Origin of the sequence: Streptomyces sp. NPDC058646 (genome assembly GCF_042716875.1) — a bacterium.
Taxonomy (GTDB): Bacteria; Actinomycetota; Actinomycetes; order Streptomycetales; family Streptomycetaceae; genus Streptomyces.
Map to the genome: position 1 here is coordinate 185,569 of NZ_JBHXRK010000008.1, position 12,487 is coordinate 198,055.

Annotated in this window: 11 protein-coding genes; 5 read left to right on the forward strand and 6 right to left on the reverse strand. The window is 75.7% G+C overall.

What is annotated here, in order from left to right:
- Positions 1-113: 113 nt before the first annotated feature.
- The 4 genes from ACFWUZ_RS12645 to ACFWUZ_RS12660 all read right to left on the reverse strand — a co-directional run bounded on the left by ACFWUZ_RS12645 (position 114) and on the right by ACFWUZ_RS12660 (position 2,972).
- Positions 114-1,061, reverse strand: coding sequence for a hypothetical protein (locus tag ACFWUZ_RS12645; protein ID WP_384371212.1), 948 nt, complete (start codon positions 1,059-1,061; stop codon positions 114-116).
- A 7-nt stretch (positions 1,062-1,068) separates the two neighbouring features.
- Positions 1,069-1,443 carry a hypothetical protein gene (locus ACFWUZ_RS12650; protein ID WP_384371214.1) on the reverse strand — a complete coding sequence of 125 codons (375 nt, stop codon included), beginning with the start codon at positions 1,441-1,443 and terminating at the stop codon, positions 1,069-1,071.
- 264 nt (positions 1,444-1,707) lie between these two features.
- Complete coding sequence (locus tag ACFWUZ_RS12655) at positions 1,708-2,292, reverse strand: hypothetical protein (RefSeq protein ID WP_384371216.1); 585 nt, start codon at positions 2,290-2,292, stop codon at positions 1,708-1,710.
- A gap of 74 nt (positions 2,293-2,366) precedes the next feature.
- A complete protein-coding gene (locus ACFWUZ_RS12660; RefSeq protein WP_384371218.1) occupies positions 2,367-2,972 on the reverse strand; it encodes a hypothetical protein in 606 nt (201 codons plus the stop codon).
- 136 nt (positions 2,973-3,108) lie between these two features.
- Between ACFWUZ_RS12660 and ACFWUZ_RS12665 the strand changes: the two genes are divergently transcribed.
- The 3 genes from ACFWUZ_RS12665 to fusA all read left to right on the forward strand — a co-directional run bounded on the left by ACFWUZ_RS12665 (position 3,109) and on the right by fusA (position 7,826).
- Entirely contained in the window at positions 3,109-3,786 is a 678-nt protein-coding gene (locus ACFWUZ_RS12665) for a response regulator transcription factor (protein ID WP_384371220.1), read from the forward strand.
- Positions 3,787-3,964: 178 nt separating this feature from the next.
- On the forward strand, positions 3,965-5,335 hold the full coding sequence (locus ACFWUZ_RS12670; RefSeq protein WP_384371358.1) for a sensor histidine kinase: 1,371 nt from the start codon (positions 3,965-3,967) through the stop codon (positions 5,333-5,335).
- A 415-nt stretch (positions 5,336-5,750) separates the two neighbouring features.
- Positions 5,751-7,826 (forward strand): elongation factor G, encoded by a 2,076-nt coding sequence (gene fusA, locus ACFWUZ_RS12675; RefSeq protein ID WP_384371222.1) that lies wholly within the window; start codon positions 5,751-5,753, stop codon positions 7,824-7,826.
- Positions 7,827-7,884: 58 nt separating this feature from the next.
- Here the strand turns inward: fusA and ACFWUZ_RS12680 are convergent, their stop codons facing one another.
- Entirely contained in the window at positions 7,885-8,265 is a 381-nt protein-coding gene (locus ACFWUZ_RS12680; protein WP_384371224.1) for a DUF4180 domain-containing protein, read from the reverse strand.
- 165 nt (positions 8,266-8,430) lie between these two features.
- On the opposite strand from ACFWUZ_RS12680, the gene ACFWUZ_RS12685 reads away from it, so the two are divergent.
- Positions 8,431-8,676: a DUF6296 family protein gene (locus ACFWUZ_RS12685; protein ID WP_384371226.1), complete on the forward strand. Its 246-nt coding sequence runs from the start codon at positions 8,431-8,433 to the stop codon at positions 8,674-8,676.
- A 69-nt stretch (positions 8,677-8,745) separates the two neighbouring features.
- On the forward strand, positions 8,746-9,333 hold the full coding sequence (locus ACFWUZ_RS12690) for a hypothetical protein (RefSeq protein ID WP_384371228.1): 588 nt from the start codon (positions 8,746-8,748) through the stop codon (positions 9,331-9,333).
- Here ACFWUZ_RS12690 and ACFWUZ_RS12695 read toward each other — a convergent pair.
- The gene (locus ACFWUZ_RS12695) at positions 9,330-12,464 is read right to left on the reverse strand and encodes an amidohydrolase family protein (protein ID WP_384371230.1); all 3,135 of its coding nucleotides are present in this window, start codon (positions 12,462-12,464) and stop codon (positions 9,330-9,332) included. The two genes, ACFWUZ_RS12690 and ACFWUZ_RS12695, sit on opposite strands and share 4 nt — an antisense overlap.
- Positions 12,465-12,487: the final 23 nt, after the last annotated feature.

Here is a 12,487-nt window from a genome sequence, read left to right on the forward strand (position 1 = left end):
CGGGCGGGCGGTGGCCGGTACGGGGCGTCCGCGGGCCCGGCGGTCCCGGGCGCGCCCGATGTGCCGGGGCGTCAGCCGCCCTTCGTGGACGCCGGATGCGGGGCGACGGGGTGTCAACCGGCCTGATCGGGTGCCGGGTCGGGGGGATGCTCGTAGCGGGAGGGCGGTGGCACGCCCTGGCGCCAGTGCAGGCACAGGTGTTGTGCGAGGGTCCGCTCCTCTTCGAGGCTGTCGGGAAGCGGCAGGTGGAGGGCCTCCAGCAGGTCGAAGCGGTGCAGCTCGATCGCGGCGCGGACGGCGTCGCCGTAGGCGAGGGCCGCCTGCACGGCCCCGTGGTAGGCGAGGGCGGCCAGCGCGGCCGGTACCAGGGCGAGCAGCAGCCACCAGCCGGAGCGCAGCAGCAGCGCGGCGCTGACCAGGGCGGTGGCCGCGCCGGTGACACAGAGCCGGGCCGCTCCGTCGAGCGAGTCGCGGCAGTCGTCGACCACCGCGCGCGAGCGGTCGCCGAGGACCGGGTAGAGCCGGGGCCAGGCGACGGCCGCGTCCCAGCCGTGGTCCCGGCCGGCGCTGTCCCGCAGGGCCGCCAGGACGTTGCCGAGGGCCGTGGGCCGCAGGAGGTGGTCGGGGAGCGGATAGCGCAGGCGCAGCCGGGCCGCGGCGACACCCGCCAGCTGTACCCGTTCCGGGGACGCGTCGTGCGGCAGGCCGGCCTGAGCGGCGCGCGCCGCGAGCCGCTCCTTCCTGCGCCGTTGCAGCCTTCGGCAGGGCCCGGCGCCGAGGGCGTCGGGCCAGCCGCCCTCCAGGAGCCGGATCGCGGCGAGCTGGAAGGGCTGGAAGACGAGGGCGGCCAGGGTGGTGCCCAGCGCGATCCACACCGCCTGCCCGGCGCTCACGCCGGTGGCGGTGCGCCAGGCGCGCCGCAGGGACACCTCGGCGCCGGGGGCGCCCGCCCAGATCAGGAGGAGCACGAACAGGGTTGCCACGTACGTCGGCAGGTAGGCGACCGAGAAGAACCGCACCGAGCCGTCGAGGGGCTTGGGGACCGCCGGGGCCATGCTCACCGCGGGCTCACCCCAGTTCCATCGGTCCGTGGTCGCCGGCCCGGCACACCGGCCGGTACCGGTCGTCGTAGAAGGCGGTGTAGGCGCGGCTTCCGCACGCCGCGCAGCGGAAGGCGATCACGCTGAACCGGGTGGACTCGCCCGGCACCGCGGCGCGCGCCTCGTCTCCGGGGCCGCGGTGTGTGATCCCGAGGACGACGCGCGCGTAGGAACGCGAGGTGACGCCCGTCTCTTCGTCGCCGACGACCAGGAGGACCCGGTCCAACTGCTCGTGGGCGGCCAGCACCCGGCCCAGGGCCGCGGCCGCGTCGTCCAGGGAGGTCCCGGCGGGCAGCTCCAGGCGCGGGGCTCCCGCGCTGTCGGCCCGCGGATCCACCAACATGCCGTAGATCATGTGCTGTTGTCGCCCTCCGCCGGTGCAGGTGTCCGTCCGCAGATCCCCGACTGTACCGCTGGGCGGACCCGCCCCGGGAGCCGGAGCGGACGGCACCGCGTCTCCGGCGAGGCCTTCCGGACCGGGGTGCCCGACCTGCGGTACGCCCCCGCCGGGCCGGCCGCTCCTGCGGGATACGACGAGGCCGGGACCCCTCCGGGCGGACGGGCCGTACGGAAACCGGGTGCGAGGCGGCGGGCCGGTCGCCGGCTGTCAGTCGGGGGGTGTCCGCGATGCGACGCGGGCGATCACCGTGCTGAGGGCGAGGAGCAGGACCGCGCCCACCACGGCCCTGACGGGCGTGGTCTGGCCCTCCCGTTCGGGGGAGACCCGGCGGCCGGGGTCGTACGCGACCCGGACCTCCTCGCCCTCGGCGGCGACCGGGCGGTCGCCCTTCAGCTCGGCCGGGTAGCCGCCGGGGCAGCGCAGGACGTGCCGGTAGAGCGTCTTCGTGGGGGGAGCACCCTCGCCGAAGGACTCCTGGATCCTGGTGCGGACCTCCTCCACCACGCAGGTGGCGACCGCCCCGCGGGCGGTCGCCTGCTCGACCGCCGCGACCGTCAGCAGCAGCCCCATGCCGAGGAGCAGCGCCCCGAAGAAGCCGCCGCTGCCGCGTACGCGGACCCAGTACGCCGCGCAGGCGCCGGCCGCCAGGAGCACGCCGCCCGCCACCGCGACCGGCCCTGGCGGCGGTGCGGGGGCCGCGAAGCACCAGTAGGCCCACCCGGACACGGCCGCCGCGGCGACGGCGGGCAGGACCGCCGTGAACCGGCGGCCCTCTGTCGCGGCCTCCCGCATGGACACCACCCCCGCGAGCGAGGACGCCCGCCGGCTTCCCCCGGTTTCACCGGGGGAAGCCGGACCGACAGGGCCTAGCGGTCCAGCCGGGTGTTGCCGGAGACCGTGCCGTCCGTGCCGGACACCGTGACCGCGTGCCGGACGCCGTCCGGGCCGAGGACCACGGCCAGCCAGGCGCCACCGCCGCCTTCCTGTGCGACCGCGCGCAGGCTCTCCACCTTCCCGCCGGTCACCGCCGCGGCGGCCTTCTCGGCCGCCTCGCCGATGGCCAGGGAGGGCAGGGGCGCGGGCGCCGCCTTGAAGAGTCCGGCCCGCCCGTCCGGGGCCGCCTCGTGGTCGCCGAGCGCCTTGTGCTCCTTGGGCCCCGCCTGGCGGTGGCCGGGGCCCCCGCCTTCGAGACGGCGCTCGACCGGACCCTCGGGGCCCGGCACGACCCGGGCGAAACGGGGGCGGTCCGGCCGGTCGTGGTGGTGCTCGGCCACGGCCACGGCTGCCACCCCGCCGCCGACGACCACCACGGCCGCGCCCAGGACGGCCCAGCGGGCGCCGCTGCTCCGCGGCACCAGGCGGCCGAGGGCCGCACGCCCCCGGGATCCGGCGGCCGGGGTGCCGTTGCGGGACGGCTCCGACGGCTCCGACGGCTCGGGCTGCACGGGCGGCGGGATCGACGACTCAGACATACCGGTACTCCTCAGGACAACCGGGCACGGCGCCCGGCTAGGTGCCCGAGCATGCTCAGCGGATGCTGAAGCCCAGCTGAAGCCAGCTGAAGACCTCTTCAGCCTGCCGCGGCCCGGGCCTGAGACCCTGTTCGGCATGCGCGTACTGGTGGTGGAGGACGAACGGCGGCTGGCCGTGGCCCTGCAACGGGGACTTCAGTCCGAGGGGTTCTCGGTGGACGTGGCCCACGACGGACTCCAGGGCCTGTGGATGGCCACCGAGCACGACTACGACCTGATCGTCCTCGACATCATGCTGCCCGGCCTCAACGGCTACCGCGTCTGCGCGAAGCTCCGCGCGGCCGGCAACGAGTCGGGGATCCTGATGCTCACGGCGAAGGACGGCGAATACGACGAGGCGGAGGCGCTGGACACCGGCGCCGACGACTTCCTGTCCAAGCCGTTCTCCTACCTGGTCCTGGTCGCCCGGCTCCGCGCACTCGGCCGGCGCACGGGCCGCCGGCGCCCGCAGGTGGTGCGGTGCGGCGACCTGGTGATCGATCCCGCCCGCCGGTCGTGCGCCCGCGGGGGTGCGGAGATACGCCTGACCGCCCGCGAGTTCGCGGTCCTGGAGTGCCTGGCCCGGCGCGCCGGCGAGGTGGTGCCCAAACGGGACATCCTGGAGCAGGTGTGGGACAGCGCCTTCGAGGGCGACCCCAATGTCGTCGAGGTCCACGTCAGCGCCGTACGCCGCAAGATCGACGCGCCGTTCGGCCGCGCCGCGCTGGAGACCGTGCGCGGGGCCGGGTACCGGCTGGCGGCCGACGGTGGCTGAGCGCCCTCGCGTCCGCGACCTCCCCGGGTACGACTTCCCCGAGCACGCCCTCCTCCAGCCGCTCCCCCGGCGCGGGCTCCTCACCCGTGGCCGCCTCCTGCGCCGCCGCCTCCTGGAGGGCCGCCCGGCCGCCGCCGTCCGTTCGGCCGCGGGCACGGCACTGGAGCGGTGGCCGGGGCTGCGGCGGCTGTGGCCCACCACCGTCCGGGCCCGGGCCACCGCGGGGGCCGGCGTCGTGGTCGCCGCGGCCCTGGCGCTCGCCTCGTTCGCCCTGCTCGGACTGCTCGAGGCCAATCTGCTGCGCAACGCGGAGAACGACGCCCGGCGGCAGGCCGACACCGTGGCCCAGCTCGCCGCGGCGGGGAGGCTCGACCGCGTCCGGCCGGCGTCCCGTGGTGTCGAGTTCGTCCAGGTGGTGGGCGCCGACGGCCGCGTCCTGTTCGCCACCCCCAACCTCATCGGCGTGCCCGCGTTCCGCCCTGCGGGCCCCGGAGTGCCCGGGACCCGCTTCCAGACCTGGCGGGTCCACCCGCTGGGCGGCGACCACCGGCAGCGGGTCGTCCAGGTCATCACCCACACCCCGACCGGCCCGGCCGTCGTCTACGCGGGGGCCTCGCTGCGCGACGCGGACGCGGCCGACGACACCACCACGGCCGCCCTGGTGATCGGCATGCCGCTGCTCCTGGCCACCGTCGTCCTCGTGACGTGGCGGGTCACCGGCCGTGCACTGAGGCCGGTGGAGGCGATCCGCGCCGAGGTCGCCGGGATCTCCGACCGCGATCTGCACCGCCGGGTACCGGTGCCGGCCACCCACGACGAGGTCGCACGCCTGGCGCAGACCATGAACGCCACCCTGGACCGGCTGGAGGCCTCCGGCGTCCGCCAGCGGCAGTTCATCGCCGACGCCTCGCACGAACTGCGCAGTCCCATCACCGTCGTGCGCACGCAGCTGGAGGTGGCCCTGGCCGTCCGGGACCCGGAACTGTGGCCCGAGCTGATCGGCGGGGCCCTCCAGGACATCGAACGGCTCCAGCACCTCGCCTCCGACCTGCTGCTGCTCGCCCGCATCGACGCCGCCCAGCCCGTGACCGCCGTCCCACTGGACCTGGCCGCCCTGGTGGGCGAAGCCGTGGAGGCCCGGTTCGGCGACCGGGTCCCCGTACGCCTGGACCTGGAGGGCGACGCCCGGATCACCGGCAATGCCCTGTGGCTCAGCCGGGTCGTGACCAACCTCCTGGACAACGCGCAGCGTTACGCGGACCGGCACGTGGAGGTCACCCTGCGCACCAGGGGTGGCCCGGGGCCGCGCACCGTCGTACTGGAGGTCACCGACGACGGTCCCGGCATCCCGGCGGCCGACCGGGAGCGGGTCTTCGAGCGTTTCACCCGGCTCGACGACTCCCGCAGCCGCGACCACGGCGGGGCAGGCCTGGGTCTGGCCATCGCCCGCGACCTGACGGACCATCACGGCGGGACCCTGACAGCCGAGTACGCCTCGCGCGGAGCCCGCCTGGTGCTCAGGCTCCCGGCCGCGCACGGCCCCCGGTGACGCTCACGCACCGGGCCGGGTGAGGGTCACACAGCGGCCCCGCGGATATTCCGTGGCCCCCGCCCCGTCCTCTTCCCTAGACTCGCCGCACGCGCCGCCGACAGGGCCGCGCGCCTCGTGCCGAGCGAAGAGAAGGGGAACCGGGCCATGTGCAGTCGCCGCACCGTCGCCTTCGTCCCCCCGTCGCGGTACGACGTGATCCCGGTGTCTCGCTAGGCCCGGTGCCGGCTGCGCGGCCGTCACCGCATGCCCGGGACGCACTTCTTCGGTCTCCGCCCCTTCCCGCTGTCCTGACGCCCCCTGCCCCGGCCCCGTGCCGCCGGCAGCCGGTGTGCGCCGGCCCGGCGGGGCGTGCCGCTGCGCCGTCCCGGGAATCGCGCTGCCTGCTTCCTCACCACTCGAAAGGCCTCGGGCCATGCGCACCGACCGACGACCGCTCACCACGACCTCCCCCGCCGCCGTCCGCAATCTGGGCATCCTCGCCCACGTCGACGCCGGCAAGACCACGATCACCGAACGCATCCTGTTCGCGAGCGGCGCCATCCACAAGCGCGGCGAGGTCCACGACGGCACGACCGTCACCGACTTCGACGCCCAGGAACGCGACCGCGGCATCACCATCTTCGCCGCGGCCGTGAGCTGCGCCTGGGGCGGCCACCGCGTCAACCTGATCGACACCCCGGGCCACGTCGACTTCGCCGACGAGGTCGAGCGGTCCCTGCGCGTGCTGGACGGGGCGGTCGCGGTGTTCGACGCCGTCGCCGGGGTCGAGCCGCAGAGCGAGTCCGTGTGGCGGCAGGCCGACCGGTACGGGGTGCCGCGGATCGCGTTCGTCAACAAGCTCGACCGGGCGGGCGCCGACCTCGACACGGCCGTCGCCTCGATCCGCGAACGGCTCGGCGCCGTCCCGCTGGTGGTCCAGCTCCCCATCGGCCGGGAGGACGGCTTCACCGGTGTCGTCGACCTGCTGGAGATGCGCGCGCTGCTCTGGCAGCCGGACGGCGGCCCCTGCGAGACCGGCCCGGTTCCCGAGCCGCTGCGGGAGGAGGCGCAGCGGCGGCGCCGCCTCCTGGAGGAGACGGTGGCCGAGCTGCACGCGGACGCGCTGGAGGAGTTCTGCGCGGCCTCGGCGCTGACGGCGCCGACCCTGGCCCGCGCCCTGCGGGAGCTGACCCTGCGCGGGGACGGCGTGGTGGTGCTGTGTGGTTCGGCGTACCGCAACCGCGGGATCGAGCCGCTGCTGGACGCTGTCCTCGCGTACCTGCCCTCACCCGTGGACATGCCGCCGGTACGGGGCACGGGCGGCGGCGCGGAGGTCGAACGCGCCCCCGATCCGGCGGAGCCGTTCGCGGCCCTCGCCTTCAAGGTGACGGCGACGCCGACCGGGCGGCTCACGTACGTACGGGTCTACGCGGGCACGCTCCGCAAGGGCGGGTCCGTACTGGACGCCGCCACGGGCCGGACCGAGCGGGTGGGCCGGATCCTGCGCGTGCAGGCGGACCGGCACGAGGAACGGGACGAGGCGGTCGCGGGCGACATCGTCGCGCTGATCGGGCTCAAGGCCGCCCGGGCGGGTACGACGCTGTGCGCGCCCGGGGCTCCGCTGGTCCTTGAACCGCCGTCGGTGGCCGAGCCGGTGGTGTCGGTGGCGGTCGAGGCCCGTCGCGCCGGGGACACCGGCCGGCTCGCGTCGGCGCTGGCGCGGCTCGTCGAGGAGGACCCGTCGCTGGTGGTGCGGTCCGACGCGGAGACCGGTCAGACGGTGCTGTCGGGGATGGGCGAACTCCATCTGGAGGTCGCGGTGGAGAAGATCCGCCGCGGCCAGGGTCTGGAGGTCGTGGTCGGGCGCCCGCAGGTCTCCTACCGGGAGACCGTCGTACGCGGGGTGACCGGCCTGGTCCACCGGCACGTCAAACAGGACGGCGGGGCGGGCCAGTTCGCGCACGTCGTCATCGATGTCGAACCGCTGGAGGAGGCGGCGGGCTTCGAGTTCCGGTCGGTGGTCGTCGGCGGCCGGGTTCCGCAGGAGTACGCGCGCGCCGTGGAGGCCGGGTGCCGGGACGCCCTCGCGGAGGGGCCGCTCGGCGGCCATCCGGTGACGGGGCTGCGGGTCACGCTCACCGACGGGGCGACCCACTCCAAGGACTCCTCGGAGCTGGCGTTCCGGGCCGCGGGCAGGTTCGCCCTACGTGAGGCGCTGCGCGTCAGCACGGTGGAACTGCTGGAGCCGGTGGTGGAGGTCACGGTGACCGTTCCCGAGGAGGGTGTCGGGGCGGTCCTGGGTGATCTCGCGGCCCGGCGCGGCCGGGTGTCGGGCTCCACGTCGGTGTCCGGGACGGCCGTGGTCACGGCGTCCGTGCCGCTGGCCGAGCTGTTCGGGTACGCCTCGCGGCTGCGCGGCCGCACCCAGGGCCGGGGCACCTTCACGGCCCGGCCCTCGGCCCTCGCGCCGGTCCCGCCGGCGGTGGCCGCGGTGGTGCTGAACAGCTAGGCGGTGTCCTGCCGGCCGGGCCTGACCGGCAGGACACCCCTGGGGGTCACCGCCCCGGTCAGGTGGTGGCCGCGACCGGGGGCTTCAGGCGGTCCTGCAGTTCCGCGGCGTCGGCGAGGAACCAGGTCTGGCGGCCCCGGTTGCATTCGCGGACGAAGTCGCGCAGGGCCGGACTGGCTTCGGTGTGGCGGGAGATGTCACCGAGGACCGCGAGCCCCACGCGGTAGTTCACGAACTTCTGGACGACGTCGCCGGCGACGCGGCTGCGGAGCTGGAAGAAGGTGTCGTCGAAGCGTTCGGCGGGGAGGGCGATCCACTGGGCGCCCTGGTACATGGCGTTGCCGATGAGGTCCAGGGCGTCGCCTTCGCCGCGGATGAGCGCACCTTCGGAGCCGCACATCAGGACGGGGACGTCATGGATCGTCTGCAGGGTGCTCATGGGCCCAGCCTAGCCGGGAGGCCGACTCGGCCGCCGACGGGTGGTCGCGTCCTCCGGTCGGGTCCCGGTGCCGCGTGGCGCGTACTCCTGCCGGGACCCATGGGGCACGTTGGTACGCGTTCCGCCGGCGCGGTCCGCGCGGCGGTGGGGATCTGGAGGTACGTGGTGGGCGAGGACCGTGAGGATCTCTACGAGCTGGTGTTCGAGAGCGACGGTTCCCCGGCAGAAGCCGGGGACACCGTGGTCGTGACGCGCACGGAGCAGAAGGGTCCGGGCGGCCATCCCGTCTATGCCGACGTCACCGGGATCATCCGTGCCGAGATCAGCGACCTGGGCGAGGTCCGGATGCTGGCCTCGGGTGCCCAGCAGGCGCCGAGCCGCCACGTCCAGGCACGGCGGCCCGCCTCCTGACAGGAGCCCGACTTCCGGGCCGAAAACAGCGGTGGATACCCTCGGCGCATCTGATCGGGGGAACACCTTATGCACACCATCCAGTTCGAACTCACCCATGCCGGCTCCGGCCGGGGCCGGCTCGGGAGAATGGACATCCACGCCTGGGCCGGCTCGGTCCCCGGCTTCGGCCCGGTCGAACTGACGTCCCCGGCGGAGACGGACGCCCAGCGGGAGGGGCTCGGGGCGTGGGTGTCGGGCCAGGCGGTCCCGCCCATGACGTTCTGGGGGTACGGCTTCCGCAACCTGCCGCGCCTGGCGCAGATGACCCTGACCGTCGACGGGTGGACCGGCAAGGTCAAGCGCCGCCACCTGGCCGTGACGCCGCACGGACGCGCCCTGCGGATCGAGGTCGCCGGGCGCGCCTACCGGTACCGGGTGCTCGACGGGAAGTGCCGCCACGAGCTGCGCCGCGACGGGGCCGTCGTCACCATGACGCGCTCGCGGTGGCGGCACCCGCAGAGCATCTCGGGCATCGCCCAAGGCGGCTTCGACGGGCTGGACATCGGGCTGGCGGTCCTCATGGAGGGCGCCTACACCCGCAACCTCTCCTTCAGCGGCGCCCTCTGGTCCTGGCCCGGGCGCTTCCTGAGCCGCATGGACCTGCCCGACATCTAGGCGGTTTCGGGGCCGCCGGTGCAGCAGCCCTCGCGGAGCATCTGCCGCAGGACGTCCTGCCAGTCGCCGGGGGGCGCGGCCCGGGTGGACGCGGCCTCCAGGGCTGCCCGTTCCCACAGGGTCCCGCCGCGCAGGGTCGCCCGTACGCGGACCAGGTCCGCGAAGTCGGTGAAGGGGTCGCCGTCGACGAGGGTGAGGTCGGCGATCCTGCCCGGCTCGAGGGTGCCCAGGCGGTCCGCGACGCCGAAGACCCGGGCGGGGGTGCGGGTGACGGTGGTGAGGGCCTCGGCCGCGCTCAGGCCGTACCGGTGCAGGGCGCGCAGGGCCAGGTGCAGGTGGAGCCCGACCGGGGTGAGCGGTGCGTCGGTGCCGAGGACGAGGCGTCCGCCGCCCGCGAGGACGCCGCGGTAGGCGGCGACCTCGCGTTCCAGGACGGCGCTCTGCTCGGCGCTCGGCTCGGTCGCAGCCGCGGCGCGGACCGCCGCCACGTCCCAGGGCGGCATCAGCTCCGTGACCCGGGGGTCGGCGGCGAGCGCCGGATCGGCTCCGATCAGCGGCAGGGCCGTGAAGGGCGTGGCGATGAGGTCCAGTCCGCCCCGCGCGTACACCGCCAGCGTGTCCGCGTAGGTGTGGCCGTTCGGGGTGGCGCCGTGCCCGTACTCGGCGCGTTCGGTCGCCACGAGGTGCGTGGTCAGGTCCTGGCCGGACTGGAGGCCTGCGGAGCACAGGTGGGAGCCGGCCAGGACGCCCAGCTGTTCGTGGGCGAAGCGGGCGGCCTCGGCCATGGAGGCGTACGGGGCGCGGACGTAGGTCTTGACGAAGTCCCAGTCGAGGGCCTCGGCCCGGGCCAGTGAGCGGGCGAGTCCGGCCGGGGTGCGGTGGGCGCGCCCCATGCTGTAGGCGACCCGGGAGCCGTCGAGGAGTTCGCCCCCGGCCAGCAGCCGGGGCGAGGCCAGCAGCCCGGCCCTGATGTCCTCGCGCAGCCGGGCCTGTTCGTGGGCGGACCCGCCGAGGGAGACGGTGGTGGTGACTCCGTAGGCGAGGTGCAGGAGGCCCTGGCGGGCGCCGTAGGTGTAGGGGTACGGGTGGACGTGGGCGTCCCACAGTCCGGGCAGGACCGTGCCGGTGGAGACGTCCACGGTGCGGGCGGCACGGCGGCCCGGCCGGTGGGGCTCGACGGCGGTGATCCGGCCCTCGCTGACGAGGACGTCGACGTCGGCGCGGGGCGGGGAGCCGGTGGCGTCCCACAGCAGTCCGGCGTGGACGACGGTGTCGACGGGGGCGGGACGGCGGTAGCTCAGGGCGATCGGCACGGTCCGGGGTGGGGCGGCCGGCCCGCCCGCGTCGTCGAGGGCGAGCAGGCGCAGCCGGTCGCAGGACTGGTAGAGCAGGGTGCGGGAGTCGCCGGACCAGGACGGGTGGTCGGCGGGCTCGTCGGTCAGGCGGCGGGCCGGGCCGTCGGGGGTGCCGTCGGGGGCGACGGGCAGCAGCCAGAGCGCCGACTCGCTGACGCAGGCCAGGAACCGGCCGTCGGGCGACCAGGCGGGGCCCGAGGCGTAGCCGTCCGCGAGGGAGGCGTGCGGGGCGAGGCCGTACAGGCGCGCGGAGCCGGTGCGGGTGTCGACGATCCGGATGAGGTTGTAGCCCTCGCGGAAGCGGCGGCTGAGGCGGTTGCGGTCGCAGAGGGCGAGGTGGCGGCCGTCCGGGGACCAGCTGGGCGGCCCGGGCAGGCCGCCGCCGCCGAGCGCGGCGACCAGGGGCGTCTCGGTGCCGGTGATGAGGTCGCGCACGAGGAGCCGCCCGGCGAGGTCGAGGGCGGCGAGCCGGCGCCCGTCGGGCGAGAGGACCCCGTAGACGCGGCCGCCGGGGGCGAGGACGCTCTCCGCGCCGCCGGCCAGCTCCCGGCGCCGTACGGTGTTCAGCCCGTCGCGGTCGTCGGTGTAGAGGAGGGCCCGGCCGTCCGGGGTCCACACCGGGCCCTGGAGGTAGGCGGTCGCGGGGGCCTGGACGAGCCTGCGCGGTGCTCCTCCGCCGACGGGTGCGGTCCACAGGGCGTTGAGGGCGGCGAAGGCCACGCTGCGGCCGTCGGGCGAGAGGGAGGGCAGGTGGATGCCGCGGACGGGGCGGCTCCGTTCGGCCTCCAGGACGTACTCCTTGACCCGGTACCGGGGGCGGGTCACCTCCAGGGTGGCGTCGAGGGGGATCTCCTGGCCGGTGGCGTCCTCGTGGGGGCGGATCACCCGGAACCGGCCGTCGAGGGTGATCAGCAGCCGGTCGTCGCCGATCCAGCGCGGGGGCGCGGGGGCGAGGTCCCCTTCGAGGGCGACCTCGCGCCCGTCCGCGTAGAGGCTCAGGACCTCGGCCTTGCGCGGGCCGGGGGCGGCGGACAGCCAGGCGGTGCGGCCGGCCGGGGACAGGGCCGGGGCGAGCAGTCTGCCGTCGGTGACGGTGTGTTCGACCCGGACGGGCCCGCCGGTTTCGGACGCGGCGACGGCGACCGATGCGAGGGTCCGGGACGTCAGGGCGTCACCCTCGGCGGTGCCGCGGACGAACAGCACCCGGGAGCCGTCCGGCGACCAGACCGGGTCGAAGTCCTCCCAGGCGCCGTCCTGGCCGGGCCCTGCCTGCCCGGGCAGGCCCGTCAGCCGTCGCGGACGGCCGCCGGTGAGGGCGACCACCCAGATCCGGTAGGGGCTGCCCGCCACGGGGTCGCCGTCCCGTTCGGAGCAGAAGACGAGGCTGCGGCCGTCGGGGGACCAGGCGGGGGCGCGGTGGTCGAAGGGGCCGTCGGTGAGCCTGCGCAGACCGGATCCGTCCGCGGCCATGACCCAGATGTGGAACGCGCCGCCCCGGTAGGCGCTCATCGCGACCCGGCGGCCGTCCGGGGAGAACACGGGGCGCCCTGGCTCCAGATCGGGCGGGGTGAGCTGGGTCGCGGGAGACCCGTCCGGGGGCAGCGACCAGAGGACGTTCTGCACTTCGGCGACGAAACGGTCCCCGGTGGCCGTGGCGGTCGCCGCCCCGTTGGTCGCGCGGGTGAACCGCAGCCTGAGCAGATCTCCGGCGGCCGGATCCGGGGCACCGGACCCGGCCGCCGCCCGGGCCTGCGGATGGCGGAGCAGCGCCGCCACGGCGCCGGCACCACCCGCCAGAA